Origin of the sequence: Sphingobium sp. CECT 9361 (assembly GCF_918741285.1) — a bacterium.
Lineage (GTDB): Bacteria > Pseudomonadota > Alphaproteobacteria > Sphingomonadales > Sphingomonadaceae > Sphingobium.
In genome coordinates, this window is the sequence record NZ_CAKKNC010000011.1 from 106761 (window position 1) to 125039 (window position 18279).

Annotated in this window: 14 protein-coding genes; 1 reads left to right on the plus strand and 13 read right to left on the minus strand. The window is 57.4% G+C overall.

Annotated elements, in window-relative coordinates:
• Positions 1-71: 71 nt before the first annotated feature.
• The 13 genes from LQ220_RS15795 to LQ220_RS15855 all read right to left on the minus strand — a co-directional run bounded on the left by LQ220_RS15795 (position 72) and on the right by LQ220_RS15855 (position 16988).
• Positions 72-1523, minus strand: a complete 1452-nt coding sequence (locus LQ220_RS15795; protein ID WP_230189135.1) for an EAL domain-containing protein — start codon at positions 1521-1523, stop codon at positions 72-74.
• Between the two features lie 342 nt (positions 1524-1865).
• A complete protein-coding gene (locus LQ220_RS15800; protein ID WP_230189136.1) occupies positions 1866-3320 on the minus strand; it encodes a dihydrolipoamide acetyltransferase family protein in 1455 nt (484 codons plus the stop codon).
• A 5-nt stretch (positions 3321-3325) separates the two neighbouring features.
• Positions 3326-4342, minus strand: coding sequence for an alpha-ketoacid dehydrogenase subunit beta (locus LQ220_RS15805; protein WP_230189137.1), 1017 nt, complete (start codon positions 4340-4342; stop codon positions 3326-3328).
• A 19-nt stretch (positions 4343-4361) separates the two neighbouring features.
• Complete coding sequence (locus LQ220_RS15810) at positions 4362-5324, minus strand: thiamine pyrophosphate-dependent dehydrogenase E1 component subunit alpha (protein WP_230189138.1); 963 nt, start codon at positions 5322-5324, stop codon at positions 4362-4364.
• Positions 5325-5363: 39 nt separating this feature from the next.
• Positions 5364-6572 (minus strand): acyl-CoA dehydrogenase family protein, encoded by a 1209-nt coding sequence (locus LQ220_RS15815; RefSeq protein ID WP_230189139.1) that lies wholly within the window; start codon positions 6570-6572, stop codon positions 5364-5366.
• A 2-nt stretch (positions 6573-6574) separates the two neighbouring features.
• Complete coding sequence (locus LQ220_RS15820) at positions 6575-7720, minus strand: thiolase family protein (RefSeq protein ID WP_230189140.1); 1146 nt, start codon at positions 7718-7720, stop codon at positions 6575-6577.
• Positions 7713-8132, minus strand: coding sequence for an OB-fold domain-containing protein (locus LQ220_RS15825; protein WP_230189164.1), 420 nt, complete (start codon positions 8130-8132; stop codon positions 7713-7715). The genes LQ220_RS15820 and LQ220_RS15825 overlap by 8 nt, the downstream gene beginning before the upstream one ends.
• 135 nt (positions 8133-8267) lie before the next feature.
• Positions 8268-9836, minus strand: coding sequence for a sulfotransferase (locus LQ220_RS15830; protein WP_230189141.1), 1569 nt, complete (start codon positions 9834-9836; stop codon positions 8268-8270).
• Between the two features lie 132 nt (positions 9837-9968).
• Positions 9969-12395: a TonB-dependent receptor gene (locus tag LQ220_RS15835; protein ID WP_230189142.1), complete on the minus strand. Its 2427-nt coding sequence runs from the start codon at positions 12393-12395 to the stop codon at positions 9969-9971.
• Between the two features lie 170 nt (positions 12396-12565).
• Positions 12566-13597: a sterol desaturase family protein gene (locus tag LQ220_RS15840; protein ID WP_230189143.1), complete on the minus strand. Its 1032-nt coding sequence runs from the start codon at positions 13595-13597 to the stop codon at positions 12566-12568.
• A 311-nt stretch (positions 13598-13908) separates the two neighbouring features.
• Complete coding sequence (locus LQ220_RS15845; RefSeq protein ID WP_230189144.1) at positions 13909-14838, minus strand: YncE family protein; 930 nt, start codon at positions 14836-14838, stop codon at positions 13909-13911.
• A gap of 30 nt (positions 14839-14868) precedes the next feature.
• On the minus strand, positions 14869-15882 hold the full coding sequence (locus LQ220_RS15850) for an MBL fold metallo-hydrolase (RefSeq protein ID WP_230189145.1): 1014 nt from the start codon (positions 15880-15882) through the stop codon (positions 14869-14871).
• Between the two features lie 17 nt (positions 15883-15899).
• The gene (locus tag LQ220_RS15855; protein WP_230189146.1) at positions 15900-16988 is read right to left on the minus strand and encodes an MBL fold metallo-hydrolase; all 1089 of its coding nucleotides are present in this window, start codon (positions 16986-16988) and stop codon (positions 15900-15902) included.
• A gap of 182 nt (positions 16989-17170) precedes the next feature.
• Here LQ220_RS15855 and LQ220_RS15860 point away from each other — a divergent pair, with 182 nt between their 5' ends.
• Complete coding sequence (locus tag LQ220_RS15860; protein ID WP_230189147.1) at positions 17171-18256, plus strand: putative urea ABC transporter substrate-binding protein; 1086 nt, start codon at positions 17171-17173, stop codon at positions 18254-18256.
• The last annotated feature ends 23 nt before the right edge of the window (positions 18257-18279 follow it).

Sequence of the window (18279 nt, forward strand, 5' to 3'; positions counted from 1 at the left end):
TGACAAGGCGGCAGCGATCAGCACGCAAGCTGCCAGGTTCTTTGAGCGCGCGCGCATTGGGAATGGATGATTCATAGGACACTCGTAGTCAGACGCTTTTGCAAAGCGGCGGGGGAAAGATCGGTGAGGGAAACGATATGGTCGCGGTTTCGTGCGAAATCGGAAAATTGCGGCGCTTGAATAGGATGCGAGAAGTAATAGCCTTGAAACAGTTCGCAGCCATGTCGCCGGAGCCAGCTATATTCCTCCGGTCGCTCTATGCCTTCCGCCAGGACAGCGATGCCCAGACCTCGGCCAAGCGCTATGATGCTCTGGCAAATTGCCTGACTGTCGCGCTGGAGATCGACGTTGGTTACGAATTCACGGTCGATCTTCAGCTTATCGAACTCAAGCTTTTTCAGATAAGACAGGCTGGAATAGCCGGCGCCAAAATCGTCGATTGAAATAGAAACCCCAAGAGCACGCAATTTCTTGAACAGTTGCTTGGCATCATCGGAATCGACCGCGGCAACGGTTTCGGTAAGTTCCAGTTCGAGCAGCCCCGCTGGCAGATCGTGCCGCTGCAACGTCCGCTCAACCGCACGATCGAGCGTATTGTCGGCAAGCTGATGAGCGGAAAGATTGATAGCAATTTTTACAACACCCAATCCTTGTCGAGACCATTCTCGCGCTTCCTTGCATCCGGCGTTGAGTGTCCACAGGCCAACTTCATCGGCAAGACCGGTTAGCTCCATCATCGGGATGAAAGCGTTTGGCGCAATCAGGCCATGCTTGGGATGACGCCAGCGCAGCAATGCCTCCGCCCCGCACACCCGGCGTGCCGCTGCATCGATGAAGGGCTGAAACCATAATTCGAGTTCATTTCGCGCGACCGCCTGTCGCAAATCCTGCTCCAGCAAAAATGAACTACGTGCTTTTTCTACGGCATAGGTCTCAGTCACATGCGTGTCAGCCGACTGGGTGTCCGACAATGCCGCAATCGTGCGGGCCAACAGCGCGGCGGGGACAAAAGGCTGGCCGCCCTGAAAGGCACATGCAGACTTGATCTGCGGCAGCATGTCGATGTCGTCGAATTTGATCCGGTCGCGTAGCGCGTAACAGACAGCATCAAACTCATTGCGCGCTATTTCGGATGCCGGACCGCCATACCAGATTGCAAAGCGCGCGCGGTCGACATGCGCCAGAAAGCGGTTGTCGCCCACCATCCGGCGCAATCGACCTGCAACGTCGTTCAGAACCTGATCGGCCAAGGCAATATCGAAGGCGCTGAGCCGATCGAAATCGCACAATTCCACGATCCCCAGGGTGCCCCCTTCCGTTTGTTCGCCAATAACTTCTATCAAAGGTTCGCGCGTGGGCAGGCCGGTAACGCCGTGACGCTGGGCATTGCGGTGATCTAATTCGGCAGTGCGAACGATGTTGGCTTCGATATAGGCGCCGAGACAATTAAGGAGAGTGTCGACGCTCGAAGATGCTCTTTGATTGAAGGAGGCTAATTGCGCGCGATCGGATAATGTCGCCAAGGCCACTTTTATCCGCATCAGGCGGACACTCGCCCATAGAAATCCTATAATAGAAATTCCGCTAAGTCCCCATGCATAAAGCAGTGGGACGTTTACGAGCAGATCCAAATAGGCGGCGGCGGTCGCGAAAGCAGCCACCGCCGCGATCGCGGCCAGCGCGTAAATGCGCAGATGCCAGGGCTGCCTTACCCCTGTTGTCGTCAAGACCCGATCTAACGCCTGCACCATCGGCACAGGCATAGGATCAAGACAAAAAAAATATCTTAATGCGTCTGATCAAGTGTATGAATAATCACCGTATTTATCTTAATCTAGATCAATAACTCTGTCTTATGTCCAGCGTTATGAACCTGACACCACTGTCGGTTCTTCAATCAATCCCTTTAGCGTTCGCATAAAATCGGCGCCGACAGCCCCATCGATGGCGCGGTGATCGCAAGACAAAGAGAGCTTTACGACCGTTGCAAAAGCCAGCGCATGTCCCACTTCAATCGGTTGGCGCTTGCCCGCACCGATGGCGAGAATGGCACCCTGTGGCGGATTGATGATCGCGTCGAACTGATCGATACCAAACATGCCCAGGTTGCTGATTGAGAAGCTGCCCCCCTGAAACTCTTCCGCTGAAAGTTTTCCGGTCCGCGCCTTCTCTGCCAGCGCCTTCACCTCACGCGATATGGCAGCGACAGATAGGCGATCCGCACCACGAACGATGGGCGTGATCAATCCCTTATCCGTCGCCACAGCCACAGAAATATCGGCGCTCCCGAAGCGATGGATTTCGTCGCCATGCACTTGCACATTCACGTCAGGATGTCGCGTGAGGGCAACTGCGACCGCCCGAATGATGTAGTCGTTGATGCTGGGCGCTTCACCGGTTGCGGCCTTCGCTTGTGCACGCAGACCAAGGATAGCATCGATCCGCACTTCTGAACGCAGATAGAAATGTGGGATCGTGGATTTGCTGTGACTGAGCGCCTTGGCGATGGCCTTGCGCATCGGCGACATCTTGACGATTTCGGCTGTTCCCGCCGCAGGCCGCGCAAAGGTAGGTACGGGAGCCGCTTCTGCCGGGGCTTCAATCTTTACCCGCGCCAGTACATCCGCCTTGCAAATACGACCGCGTGGGCCTGTGCCGCTGATGCCCGATAGATCGATATTGTGCTGCACCGCCAGTCGCTTTGCGAGCGGGCTGGCGAACATGTCGTCCAGTGCATTGCCGATAGGCGTCAGGTCTACCGGACTACCCCCGCTGACGGGCAAAGACGCAGGTGCGTCGGCCAGGCTGGCCTGCAACACGTCCTGCAGAGTAATGCGCCCCTTATCTCCCGACCCTTTGATGCCAGAGATATCGACACTCTTTTCCTCGGCGAGTGCCCGCGCGGCTGGCGATATATTGACGTCGGAACCGATGCTGGCCGCTTTCTTTGGCGGCGGAGGAGGCGCTGCGGCCGATGCCGTCTTAGCCGCTTCGCCTGCCTTGGACGCTACACGATTATCGGCCGGCTTGAAGCCTGATACAAATGCATCCACTTCTTCCGCAGCAGGCGTGTCACCGGCATCCGCCAGTACCGCGATAAGCTCGCCAACCTGCCATGTGCTACCCGGTTCTGCCAGCAGGCGCGGGAACATCCCATCCGCTTCTGCCTCGACTTCGTTGGTGATCTTGTCGGTCTCGATAAGCGCAAGGGTATCGCCTTTGGCAAAAGGCTGGCCTTCCTTGACCATCCATTCGGCAACGACGCCCTCCGTCATTTCTATGCCCCATTTGGGCATCGTGAATGCGCGTAGATTGGCCATGACTGTCATCCCCGCTTGTAGGACATGAGCTTGATGGCGGCGGCGGTGATCTTGTCCGGAGAAGGCAAATATGCCTGCTCCAGTTCGCGCGCGAACGGGATCGGCGTATGCGGCCCCGTCACCATCTCTATGGGTGCACGCAAAGAAGCGAACGCCTTGTTCGCAACCAACGCGGATAGATCGGTGGCAAGGCTGCACCGGGGCGGGCTTTCATCGACAATCAGCAGGCGACCAGTGCGCTCCACGCTGTCGAGGATCGCTTCCTCGTCCAGCGGACTGGTGGTCCGAAGATCGATAATGTCGCAGCCGATGCCGTCTTCGGCCAGTTGCCTCGCCGCCGCTTCCGCGAAGCCGACCATCATGCCCGTGGCAAGAATGGTGATGTCGTCGCCCTGCATCACGTGCCGCGCATGTCCGAACGGGATGAGATATTCGCCATCCGGCACCTCCCCTTTCACGGCATACAGCGCCTTATGTTCCAGGAAGATAACCGGGTCGTCGTCGCGGATTGCCTGTGTCAGCAAACCTTTGGCATCAGCAGCGGTGCTGGGCATCACGACCTTCAGGCCCGGCATCGCCGTTACCATCGCATGTATCGACTGGCTATGCTGGGCAGCGGCATTGAAGCCTGCGCCGTAAACCATCCGGATTACGATAGGACAAGTTGATTTCCCGCCGAACATATACCGGAACTTGGCGACTTGGTTCCAGATCTGATCCATGCACACGCCGATAAAGTCGGCAAACATGATCTCGGCAATTGCCCGCTTGCCGGTAAGCGAAGCGCCCGCTGCCGCACCAATGATGGCGCTTTCGGAAATCGGCGTGTCGATCACCCGGTCCGGACCATATTTCGCCCAAAGGCCAGTGGACGTGCTCCAGATACCGCCTATCGCTTCCGGGCCTCCGGGCGCGCCGTTGCCCCCGACGATATCTTCGCCCAGCATGATGACATTCTCATCGCGCGCCATTTCTGCGTCGATCGTTTCGAGGATCGCCTCGCGGATCATCTTGATAGCCATGTGTCGTGATCCCTATGCGTCAGTAGCTGATGTACACGTCTTCAAGGACATGCTCGGGCTGTGGTTTTTCGGCGAGCTTGGCTTCGGTAACGGCGCGCTCGATCAAGGCCATGACTTCGGCGTCAACAGCGTCGATGTCCGCGCCCTCCAACAGCTTGGCTTCGGTCACTTTCTGGCGGAATATCTTAAGGCAATCGCGCTCTTCGCGAATGCGATCCAGCTCGCCCGGACCGCGATAGCGCTGCGGATCGCCTTCGAAATGGCCGAAATAGCGTTCGGTATCCAGTTCAACGGCGGCAGGCAGATTGGTCGCTTTGCAATATTCGATGACTTCGCGCATCACGTCATAGACAGCGAAAAAGTCGATCCCATCCGCCTTGAACGTCTTCATGCCGAATGCGCCAGCGCGGTCGAGAATGCTATCCGCACCGACAGCATAAGCCACGCCGGTATGCTCGGAATAATGGTTGTTTTCGTAGATGAAGATCACCGGGACTTTGAGCACCACGGCCATGTTCATCGCTTCGAAGGTCGTGCCCTGATTGCAAGCGCCATCGCCGGAAAATGCAATGGAGACCGTGCCCTTCGCCTTGGCTGATATACCCGCACCCACGGCGATAGGGGCACCAGCACCCACGATGCCATTGGCCCCCAACATCCCGACATTCACATCGGCAATGTGCATGGAGCCGCCCCGACCTTTACAAAGGCCTTCGCGGCTGCCGTAGATTTCCTTCATCATGTCGAGGACATCGCAACCCTTGGCGATGCAATGCCCATGGCCGCGATGCGTTGAGATGATGTAGTCGGTCGGCCCCAGATGCTCGCACACCCCCACGGCGCAGGCTTCCTGTCCTGCATACAGATGGGTGAACCCAGCGATCTCGCCCAATGCAATTTCGTCATGCAAGCGATTTTCAAACGCCCGGATGGTCTTCATCTGGCGATAGGCTTGCAGCAGCGCTTCGCGGCTATGTTGCATGATGGTCCTCTTCCGTCCGATTATATGAGTTGGGCAAAGTTACAGTCCCAGCACAGTTTTAGCTATGATGGTCCGCTGGACTTCGTTGGTTCCGCCGAAGATCGTCCATGCGCGACTGTTAAGATAGCGCGGCGCGGCCAGTTGCGCCTCTTTACCGTAGAGCGGCTCTGGACTGTCATTGCCATAGAGGGGGCGGACCTCCTCCAGCGCCAGCCCTGCATAGCCGAACAAGCGCACCGCAAGTCCATCGACCTTTTGACGAAGCGTCGATGCAATCATCTTCGACAGCGATGTCTGGGGGCCGGGAGGAAGCCCTTTCGCCATTTCGGCAAGCACACGCAGCTCCGTCATTTCCAGCGCCTGGCTCTCCAGCTCAGCGAATGCAAGCGCGGCCATAAACGCGCTGTCTTCCGCCATTGAGCCCCCAAGGCCGTCCGGCTCACGCGCGGCGGCCTGACGTAGCTTACGAATATCGGCGAGCAATTTGGGGGCATGGCATGCGCCGCCGCGTTCGTTCTCCAGCAGGAATTTCGCGATAGTCCACCCCTGCCCTTCCTCTCCGACAAGGTTCTCGAAAGGCGCGATTGCATCGTCGATATAGACTTCATTGACTTCATGATCGCCAGCCAGCCCTTTGATGGGGCGGACCTCGATACCGGGCTGCGCCATGTCGACCAGAATGAAACTGATGCCAGCCTGCGGCTTGCAATCCGGATTGGTTCGAACCAGGCAGAATATATGCGAAGCGTGATGCGCATGGGTCGTCCAGAGCTTGCGCCCATTGATGACGTAATGGCCGTCCTTTTTTTCTGCTCGGGTCTTGAGGCTGGCCAAATCCGACCCTGCACCGGGTTCCGAAAAGCCCTGACACCAATAGTCCGTGCCATTAAGAATGCGGGGTAAAATCTCTGCCTTCTGCTCCGCCGTGCCAAAGCGACAGATAACTGGGCCGAGCAACTTGAGGCCCAGCACCGGCAAGCCGGGCGCATCGGCAAGCGCGCATTCCTTTTCGAAGATGTAGCGCTGGACCGTCGTCCATCCGGTGCCGCCGCAGTCCAGCGGCCAATTGTAAGCCAGCCATCCTTTTTCATACAGAATGCGCTGCCATTCGCGCCCGATATCCGGTTCCACAAATACGGACGGCGTCGCACGCATACCGGCGCGCAGATACTCGGGCAGATTATCGTCCAGAAACGCACGCACTTCAGTGCGAAAGGCTTCATCTTCTGAAGAGAAATTGAGGTCCATTTCTATCGTTCCAAAATGGCCACGCCGGAAATACCCGGGGCACCGTATACGTGCGAATATGCCGTCTTGGGGGCGCCAGGCACTTGCCGGCCGCCGCCACGCCCCAGCAACTGCGTGGCATTTTCATACACCTGTCGCAGACCCGAGGCGCCGATCGGCTCACCGCAAGCGAGGCATCCGCCATCGGTGTTGATCGGCAACTTGCCGTCAATCCGGCTCCACCCCTCGGCCAGCCATTGCTCCTGATCGCCATCCGCGCAGAAACCGTTTTCAGCCATATGCATGATTTCCGCACCTGACTCGGTGTCCTGCAACTGCGCCACGTCGATGTCCTGCGGCCCGATGCCTGCCATCTCATAGGCTGCCGCAGACGCCAGCAGCGTCGGAGCGCCACCACGTTTTACATCGATGCTGGGCGCAAACACTTCGAAGGAGCCGGGCGGCCGGGTACGGATGACCGCGGCTTTTATCCGGACATGCGCACGACCCAGTTCACGCGCCTTCTTTTCGCTGGCGAGAATAAGGGCCACGCCCCCTTCCGCCGGCGAGCAGAACATATATTTGGTCAGCGGATCGCTGATCATCTGACTGTTGAGGATCGTGTCCAGATCGACCGGCGCGCGACGCCATGCGTGATCGGCATGGACAGCATTGTCGAACGCCTTTTCCGCAACCCGACCCAATGATGCAGGCGTGATCCCATATGCAGCCATGTAGCGTTGCAGTTTCATGGCGAAGAACTGCGTCGTTACCATCATGCCGACTTCACCATACCAGTCGGGCAGACTGTATTCGGCGGGCATGGCATTGAACGCCCCGCGCGGATGCTTGTCGAAGCCCAAAGCGATGCCAACCTCATTCTGGCCGGAAGCGATTGCTTGCCAGGAACCGATCAATGCCGATCCGCCGGTCGCGCAGCCATTTTTAACATTGATGAAAGGCAGGCCCGTGAGCCCTAACTCGTTGACGATAGTATCGGCGTTACCCGACGCATCCGATCCCCCAAAGCCGAACTGCATGTCGCGCCATTCCAGACCTGCGTCAGCAAGGGCAACGCGCGCAGCATGCGCCCCTTGCTGAATGCCGGACAGACCGTCGGTGCGTCCAAAGGGATGAATGCCGATGCCGACAATATAGACATCACTCATGTACTGCCTCCACATCGCGAGGAGCAAAAGCGAAGGTCATGATGGTGTTGCCATGCGCGTCGGAATTGAGCGGTTTAAGAACCGTCTGCATCGGCATTCCGATCGTAATCGCATCGAACGCGACGCCTGTAAGCGGCGCTTCGACGATCACTGCATCAGGCAATTCGACATAGCCGATCGCAAAAGGCTCGAACGCCTCCGGTCCTGCATAGGGAGGCGACTTCGGGCGATAGCGCTGAACAGTCCACGACCAGAGCGTACCGTTGCGCGGCAAAGTGACCGCTTCAAACCGCGTTGCGTCCGAAGGACAGGGGAACAGGATACGTCCCGTTTCCCGATCACGTCCACCGATCAGGCAAGGTGCATCGCCGTCCGTGAACAGTCCTTCTGCAATGGCAATCCGGTTCGAAATGACTCGCTCCTCCCGCTGGTGTCATGGCGACTATGGGCGGCAGTGCGATCTATTTCCTCTGTAAGAAAGCATAGGTTGTTGCGACATCTTTAAAATGGCCGGTCCGGCTCCCGCCGTTCAATCAAGGAAACCACGTCAGTTCGTAGCGATCCCCTGCGCGTCGAACCATTGCTTTACATCTGCCAATCCAGCCTCGTGCGCGCGCCACCGGGCAACCGCATCCGCGTTCATCGGCCGCCGAACCTGTGCCGCGCTGGGCGTAGCCACGGCAGACCGGTTCTCATGGAAGGTCAGACAGGCTGGGTCCCATTTGAGACCGCAATGCGCGAGCAAGCGTCGCGTCTCTCTCTCCTGGTCGAACACCATTGCTTCATATGATAAATGGAGGACCCGACCCGGCAGCAATTGCTCCCATAATGCCATCAGCCGATCAAAGCGGGCATAATAACGCGCAGTATCCATCAGGTCGTAGGAATAGGCGTAATAAGCCGACTGGCTCGCAAACAAATTCTTGAAGTTGCTCCACACCGTATCCATCGGATTGCGGCGCAGGCAGACTATGCGCGCATTTGGAAAAGCTTGTGCAATATGCCCTACATATAGGAAATTGGCGGGCAACTTGTCGCTGAAGCGCTCTTTGTCCTGCGGTCGATGATGCTCAGCGCGCGCGAGATACGCTTGCGCAATGGCCGTCGGATCGGCATCGACGCTGGCCCTGATCGTTGCGGCGTCGATCACCAGCCGCGACGCTGTGCCAGCGGTTTGCTTGACGGCCAAGGGCATCGCCTGAAGCTCGCCCGCCGATCCCACATCAGGATGCGACGAGACAATGCGATCGACCAAAGTGGTGCCTGTTCGCGGCATGCCCACAACGAATATCGGCGCAGGATCGACCAGCCCCCTTCCCTTCCATGCGGGTGGAATTCCGTGCGCGAACAGGCTTTCGATAGCGTCGAAAATCTCTTCGTCCCTGGAAAAGTCGTAGGCAATCGTCTGCTTATGTGCGGCGTTGGCTACCGACAGATTGCGGAACGCGGCCTTGGCCTCACCCAAATCCTCTTGTTCCTTCGCCAACGCATATTGAATGCGCAGCCTGTCTTCCGGACGTTTGGCTATCGAGAGCGCGCCTTCCAGCCGCGCGACATGATTGGCCTCAACCGTTTGGCGCGCCAAAATTGCCAGCGCATAATGTGCGCGTGCATTGCCGGGATCGGCGGCAAGGATCGTCTCATAGTGGGCGGTGGCATCGGCTATTCGGCCAGTAAAGCCGCATGCCGCCGCCAGATTATACCGGAAATCAAGGTTCGAAGGCGCACCGGCCACTGCCGCGCGAAACGGTGCCATCGACCCTTCATGGTCCCCCAGCCGCGCAAATACGCATCCGATGGTATCGAGGGTCAACGGGTCGACAGGCTCTCGGGCGATGGCCTCCCTTGCCACATCGCCTGCTTCACCATCGCGCCGCAGGAGGATGAGGAGACGAGCCAGTTGCGCCAGATGCTCTGCCTCCGGCCCGCGCGCCACGGCGGCTTCCAGCATCGGTACAGCTTTGGCAATCTGCCCAACCTCCGCAGCGGCCATGCCCAGCAGGAAATAACCGTCGGCGGAATCAGGATTGGCTTCGACCAATGCCCTGGCCGCCACAGCCGCGGCAGACACGTCCCCCCGTCGCAATGCAGAGAGCGCTTCAGCCTTCAAAGTCATGCCATATCCATCTGGTGCAGCTTAGAAGATAAGTCTTCGCCGCGAAACGGGATGGTTCGATTGGCGCAAAATAGGTTCGCGAGTGACGGCGGGACACCCTTCTCAGGAGAATGCCCCGCCCGTCACCCACCCTCAGAATTTGAACCGTGACTCGATACCGAATGTGCGCGGGTTTGCCACCGCCCGCTGATAATAACGCAAGGCCACGCCGTCATTCAGGCCAACACGCGACCGGTCGTTGGAGACGGACACAACCGCATATTTATCGAAGATGTTGCTCGCGAAAAGGCTGACGCTGTAACGGTCGGCATCATATGTCAGCGACGCCCGATGCATCACATAGCTCGGCAGCTTGTCGCCGAACGCGCGATCCCAGCCAAGCCGTGTCACGATATTGCCGCGATACGTCGCCGTCCAGTTGGCTGTTAGCGAACCGGCCATGACAGGCGTGGTGTAGGTCGCGCCCAGGCTGCCGCTGTTCTTCGCCGAGCCCGGCAAGCGATCGCCCGAAAGTGCAGGGATGGTGATGGCATCGCTGGGATAGGTGCCGGCCGGATCGTTGATCGGAATAATACCAGGCACATCGTCGGTCAGCTTGGCGTCGGTGTAGGAATAGGTGCCCTGAATGGACAACCCGGTGAACGGCCTAACCTGGAACGAGGATTCGAAACCCTTGGACTCGGCTCCGCCGCCGTTTACCGTGATACCGGCAATTCCGTTCAGCGTAGCGGAGTCCACCTGAATGCCCTGCCATTTGATCTGGAAGACGTTGAAGTTGAACGTCAGCTTGCGGTCGAAGAGCTGCGAGCGGATCCCGACCTCGATATTCTTGGTGCTATCCGGGCCGTACTGAACTTCGTTCGGCAAAGCACAGATGATCTGCGTATTGTTTTTACCGTCGCCGTCGGGATCGTTTGGCAGGGGCGTAGGACAGGGCGCAACGCTGTTCGGTCCGCCGATGCGATAGCCTTTGCTGTACGTTGCATAAGCCATCAGGGCATCGGAGAACCTGTACGAGCTGTTGAACTTCCACACCCAGCCGCTCTTACCGGCATCGCCCCCGCGCGGCGTCAGATCGCGCGGATCGAGGGGGTCACCAAGGATCGGCAGCGTCTGGGCGCCGGCGATAGTCGAGGTATATTTGAAGTAGCGTGCGCCGGCCGTCACCTGCCAGGCCGGAGTAATCTTGAACGATCCTTCGCCAAAGGCGGCCTGTTCGGTTACCTTCGACCGGGTATAGCTCACATATTCGAGATATTCGGGGTTGGTTGCAGGATCGGCCCAAGGATGATTTGGGATATGCTCCGCATAGTCGCTGCCGTATTTATTCTCGTTGTGGAAGCCGCCGAGCACCCAACTGAAAGGCCCGCCATGGCGGGAGACGAGGCGAATTTCCTGATTATATTGCTTACGCCGCGTATGGCTTTCATTCCAGCTCGAAAAGGCCGGGAACGTTTCGTAATCATAGTCTAAATCGAGCAGCAGGTCGGTATTGTCCCCCTGCGAATCCGCCTTCACATCGGTATAGGCCGTCGTCGCCACCAGATCGGCGATATCGAATACGTTCGCGTTGATTTCCAGGCTGACCAAGTGCGCGCGCCGGTTCACCGGTTCGATATAGCGGCTGGCATTCTCGTACTTGCCCGTTCCCAAAACGCCTGCGCCGTTGGATTGCGCGCCATCGGTCTTGGTCCGCTGAAATGCGTAGGTAAAGGTGGCTGAGAAGTCCTCATCGCTTTGAAACAGCAACTGATTGCGCGTCGTGAAGGTTTTTTCGAAGTTCAGATCCTTGCGGCTTGTAAGGTTCGCCGCACGGAAGGCATCCGTGATGGGAGGCGAGCCGATCGCCTGCGGCAGCGAAACGCCCGGTGTCTGGATCAGGAGGGGATAGTCGATAAAGCCGGGATCATAATAATAGCCAGTGGCCGACCGGAAGGCGATATGGTCCTTCACGATCGGGATATTGATGACGGCGTCCCCCTGATAGCCAGGTTTGCTACCATGGCTCTTGCCATAGAAACTACCATGCACTTCACCCTCGAAATCGGTCACGTTTGGGCGGTTGGGAATGTAGCGGATCGCGCCAGCCAGCGTACCAAGGCCATACAGCGTACCCTGCGGACCCAGCAGCGTTTCCACCCGTGCGATGTCGAGCAGTTTGAAGTCATAATATAGCGGCACTTCGCCAAGATAGACGCCGAGCGAGTCGTCATAGTTCACACCGCCGGCGTCGACGTCCGATGCGCTAAGGCCGCGCAGCACGATCGAGCCTGTCGTGCCGGGTCCGGTGTCGGAGATCGTCATGCCCGGCGTAAAGTCTGCAAGGTCGCGCACATCCTGTATCCGCTGAAGTGCGAGCTCCTCGGCACCGACCGCCGCAATGTTGATCGGCGTATCCATAATCGTCGTGCTGCGGCGTGTGCCGGTCACGATGATGGCGTCACCAGACGCGGCAGACGGATCCAGCGCCTCCTGCGCGCGCGCAGGCATTGCAAGCGCTACAGTCGTCAAAATCGTTGCGGACAAAAGCCCCAGTTTCAATTGCGCACGATGAGCCATGTGTTTCCCTTTTTCGGTTGCCGCCATGCGTGGTGCTGCCCTGCCAGAACCCGAACGGCTTAGGTTTTTATGATTTCGCACCATGCGCCAGCCGCCCTTTGCGGGTTTTGGTTGGTGCCCACGTGCTAAACATTTCCGAGTATTTGAGACGCTCGATCCTGAGCCTCCCACTATCCACCCGAGGTCAGTTCCCCGGCGGTAGCATTGTTATTTTTGTATTTTATTTTTTCGATCAGTGGACGAACCGGGAATATTGTCTGCTCCCAGATCGACAGTCTCTTGCGGTCATCCTGACCCACGATTACCCCTTCGCCTTCCCGATACGTGCCGAAAATGCGATCGAGCAGGATGAGTGAGTTGCCATAGTTACAACGTGTTTCCTCATAGCCAGTCGAATGATGCAGGCTGTGGTTCTGGATCGTCGTAAAGAAGAACGCATACCATTTAGGCGGGTCGGACCGCACATTGGCATGGGCATAAGTGGAAACTGCACCCAGGATATTGAAGGCGCAGAACTGTGCAGCTTGCGGCAGATCGAACAACGCAACGACGCTCAGGCTGATAAGGAACAATTCGACGGGATTGCCGACATATCCTTTCATCGCGTTCAGTTGGGTAATGTGATGATGCGGCGCATGCGTTGACCAGAACCACGCATTATTGTGCATCAGCCGATGCATCCAATATTGACCGAATTCGACCAGGAAAACCACAAGAGCGACCTGCACGAGGAACGGCAGATGCATGGCCCAGTCCGTAGTGATGCCCAATGACTGCTTTGCCGCCCGTAAGGGCTCTTCGGCCAGCAGGTTTGAAGCCCAGCCGATCGCCGTATAACCCAACGCCACATAGAAGATATCGGTCGCAAACTCACGCATGGTGATGCGCCAACCTTCATGCCGCTCGCGAACGAACTCCATTGCCTGCACGAACGCCGTGGTGAGGAGACCTACCGCTACGATCGACCATGGATTATCAGTCCAGGATTGCGGCCCGAATGCCCAAAATGAAACGATGAGGGCAATGGTAGCGGGCGGCAGAAGGTTAAATGCCCGCGTTGTGAGTGGGTGCTCCGTCCGCGCAGCTACGCCTTCGCCATTGAAGGAACTCGAAGTACTGGCAACGGAATGGAAACGGCCATCATCCGCGATTAATCGCGCATCGCTTGATAGAGCAGCATCATAGGCTGGCCGATGATCCATCGAAAGTCTCCCCATATCAGCCCGGAAATCCGGGCTAACGCTTCGATCCTCTCTCTGTATGTGACTGCGCTCTACCAGGCGGTAATTACAAGGTATTGATATTACGGAATGCGTCAAGAGTATTAATTTACGCCCTTGATCGCCGGGAATGAGCGCGCGTTAAGCGATGGAAAATAGGCATTCTTTCGCTTTTTATCCCAAATCTCCGTTCAGTTCACTCGTCACGATATGGCGCTGATCCCACTGTTGCTGCCGAAATTGTTGCGCTGGTTGCCGAATCGATTTCGGGCGCGAAAATGGAGTCGCAAAACTCAATGCGTCGGTTTCGATGCGGCGCTCCACCAGGACAGGCTGTGCAGGTCGTGGGCAGTCGTCCAAATGCCGTCTGGCGTATATCTCAAAGCACCGCTCCCTGAAGGTTTTCCAGCGCGCGCCAGTATCTTCAGGCTTGTCGGATCAATGGCTACGAAGGTCTGTTCTTCCGTCGTGCGGAGCCACACTTTTCCGCCGCCCACATCGATGTCGCCATAGATCAGGGTTTTGCCGACCTGCACCCGACCGCTTACCGTGACCGTGGCGGGATCGACCCGTGCAACGGTGCCGTCGCCTTGTTCCTGCACCCACACCGCCCCCTCGCCTGCGGCAAGGAAACCAGGCTGCTTGCCCAGCTTGACCTTTTTCACCACGGCATTGGTTTGCGGATCGACATGCTGGAGCGATTGCTGATCGCTGCTGACTGCCCAAAGCCCGTCAAATCCAAACGCAAGGTAGAAGGTGCCAGGATCGACGCTCACCGTTGCGGTCACGGTATTCGTTGCGGGGTCTATTCTGGCGATCTTCCCCGATTTATCGCTCGGAACCCATATCGAGCCGGCGCCCGAAACAACGTTCAACTCTCCGGCGGGGTTGGCGATGCCAGTCGTTATGATCGCCTGCACCGTCGATGTCTTCGGGTCGATCCTGTAAAGATTGCCATCCTTGCAGTTGGCAACCCACAGTGCACCGAAGGCGATTGTCATGGCCCCACACGGCTTTGGAACCGTAACGGATGCCTGCTTTCCTTCAGCCGACCACTGTTCGACGCGGCCTGCATTCGTCGCCCACACGGTGCTTCCGTCAACGGCAAGGAAATCGGCAAAGCCCGGAACGCTAATTACTTTTTCGTTCAGCGCCGCGGGGTCGGGCGCATCCGCGGCACAAAGCGCACCTAATAACAGCATCAGTCCTATGGGCTTTTTCATATGCGATCTCCCTTATTATGGCGCCAGCGTTCAGTCGTAACGATACGGGTTCTTGTCGATGGTCGTCAGGCTCCGGGTCTGATTGCAGAGGAACACGGTGCCTGTGAAATAAATGCCGGGCTCGGTAATTTTCTGGGCATAGGCAAACGCCTCTCGCAGTTGTTGAACCGTCATCTCTACCGGTGCCTCGTCAGGTTGATAGGTCAGGCCGTAAGGATAGTCCTCACCATCGACGCTGATTTCCACATGACACCCCATCACATGGGTCACCGGATGCGTGTCGCAAAAATCTATCAGCCGCTTCATGCTATCGAACCAGGGTTGCCAGAAGCTGATGTAGCAACGGCCCCGATAGAACATATCGCCCGTATAAAGGATCTGGGTATAGCTGTCGTAATAGGCAAATTCGGAAACGACATGGCCGGGCGAGCCCCATATCAATATCTCGCGACCACCCAAGTCTAGCGTCACCCGCTCTTCCGGGAAGTTGGTCATGCCCCAAAACCCGACCATCTCTTCGTGGGTCAGGCCCATGTAGCGCGTGTTGGGACGGTCGGCGAACTGATTGACGGCCGCATAGTGATCGGCATGCAAATGACTGAACGCGACCAGCAGCTCCAGACTGGCCGGATCGCGACCGTTGCGACGACACCACTCGTCAATGCACTGGTCCACGATCCCGCGCAGGTCCCAGTCATTGCGCAACTGTACGAATCCTTCGTCCAGCAACAACACGCGATCGTTACCGAAATAGAGCGGAGCGAACGGCGCTTCGTAGCTATACGCCTTGTTCTGTCGGAGGATCGCCGTGTGCGGGTTGTACCAATGCACCTGCACCGGTGGATCGGTATTATCCATGCTTGAGGAAGAGCCACAGATCCATTTTTTCGGGAAACTACCCTGCGCAGGCAGATTGCTTTTGAAATCGATGGGCGCGGGCCGGACGGCGGCCGACGCCGCATCGGTCAAAGCAGACAGCCCCATCCCGGACAACGGCACCGCGACGGCCGCAGCATTATAGGTAAGAAAAGTGCGACGATCCATGGATGCGTTCCTTGTCGTCAGAAGGGGCGGGGCGGATTGATATTGGGCACGCCTTCGGGCCAGACCTGCGTCCGTTGGTCCGGGCTGACTCCATTGAACAGTGCGAAATCCGGGCGAATGAGCATCATGTCCTTCCCCTGTATCTCGCGAGCATATTGAATGGCTTCGTCGATCAGGGAGGGCGTCATCTCCAGCACCCGTTCGTAAGGCTTGTACGACATGAAGCGCGGATAATATTTGCCCGGCACGAACATCATCTCGATGTGACCGCCAAGAATCCATTTCACCGGACGACTTGCCGTGAAAGCCTTGAGCCTCTCCAGTGAAGCGAGATAGTCGCGGTCGTTGCCGATATTGATCTTGCCTGGAAACAGGAAATCGCCAGTGAAGAGAAAATCGCAATAGGGATCATAGAAGCTGACCCCATCCTTGTGCGTCCCTGGCGTCGGGATCACCTCGATACTGCGATCGCCCAGATCGATCTTGCCAACGCCCGCCGGCCAACTTTTCCCCAAACCGTAAAAGCGCTTCATCACTTCCAGCGGTTTGGGAACAATCGTCGTGTCGGGTCGTCCGGCAAATTGCACGAGCCCCTGATTTTGCGCAACATCCTCACCCGAACTCAGCGCGATGGTGAGCGGAACCTTGCTACGGCCCCGCACCTGCCCCCAGCGCGCGATGATGGCGTCGACGGTTTCCCGCAGTGGATAATGGCGCGCCTCTGCCGTCGCACCGCTGTCGATCAGCAGCGCACCTGTGTTACCGAATAACAGATAGGTGAACGGTGCTTCCCAATGCACGCAGACATTCTGCCGCAGGACGAAGCTATCTTCGTTATATTGCACGACTTGCACACGCGGATCGCGATTTTTGGCGGCCACGTTGGATCCATATATCCAGCGAAAAGCCAGATTGCCCGGAGCAGGTCCATCGCTCGTGTAATCGTGAACGACAGGCTTATCGCGATGCAGCGCAACAGCGCTGTCGGTATTGCGAACACCGACCGGATTATACCCTAAATCGGGGTTGCCGTTGGGATATGCACGTGCTGTGGCGGACTGCGGATTGCCCGACAACGCCGGATTGTAGGTAGAGTTCTGCGCCATAGAATTCTCCCAAAAACGGAGACAAACCCCCATTTTTCATGCTTCTCAATGCGCATCCTTCCCCGCCGACCTATGTCGTTCGCAGTGATGGTACCCATATTACCAATCTTCGCAATAGTAATATTCCTGCATGGACAAAGCATCGCTTTGCGGCAATGCTGCACTGCGAAAGGGGCCGAATCATGCTTACCGGGATTCGTTACGCTGGAAGAATGGCACTGATGGCCTGCGCCTTATTGGCGGCTTCGTGCTCACCCTCCACAAACACTTCGACAGAACCGCGCACGGAATTCAGCATTGGATGGTCGATCTATGCTGGCTGGATGCCCTGGCCCTATGCTCAGCAAGCGGGTATCGTAAAGAAATGGGCCGACAAATACGGCCTCAAGATCAATATCGTTCAGGTGAACGATTATGTTGAGTCCGTGAACCAGTATACCGCGGGAAAGCTGGATGGAGTGACGGTTGCCAATATGGACGCCCTCACGATTCCCGCCGCAGGCGGCAAAGATACGAGCGCGATCATCGTCGGCGATTATTCGAACGGCAATGATGGGGTAATGCTGAAAGGCGCCGATACGCTCGCCGCCATCAAGGGTCGGCAAGTCTACCTCGCCGAACTTTCCGTGTCGCACTATCTGCTGGCGCGTGGTTTGAGCTCCGTTGGGATGGCGTTGAAGGACGTCAAAACGGTCAACACATCGGATGCCGACATAGTCGGGGCTTTTGCCACGCCGGAGGCGACGGCGGCAGTCGCCTGGAACCCCCAGCTATCCGTGATGAAGGCCACGAAGAGCGCCAAGATGGTGTTTAGCTCTGCCGACATTCCCGGTGAAATACTCGATTTGCTGGTGGTCGATACCGCGACGCTCAAGGCCAATCCGAACCTGGGTAAGGCGCTTGCGGGGATATGGTATGAGACCACGGCGCTGATGCAGCGACAGGATGCCGAAGGAAAGGCTGCGCGTGCGGCTATGGCCAAATTGGCCGGAGCAAAGCCCGAAATGTTCGACAGCCAACTTTCGACCACTTACCTTTACACCGATCCAAAGGCAGCGGTTGCAGCCACTTCGGCTCCCGCGCTCATCACCACGATGACGCGCGTGCGCGACTTCAGTTTTTCCAAGGGTCTCTTCGGCCAGGGTGCGAAGTCTGCCGATGCCGTGGGCATGTCTTTCCCCGGCAATAAAACGCTGGGCGACGCCAATCATGTGACCCTGCGGTTCGATGCCAGCTACATGCAGATGGCGGCCGATGGTAAGCTCTGATCGTATGCGCTGCATTGGGGATA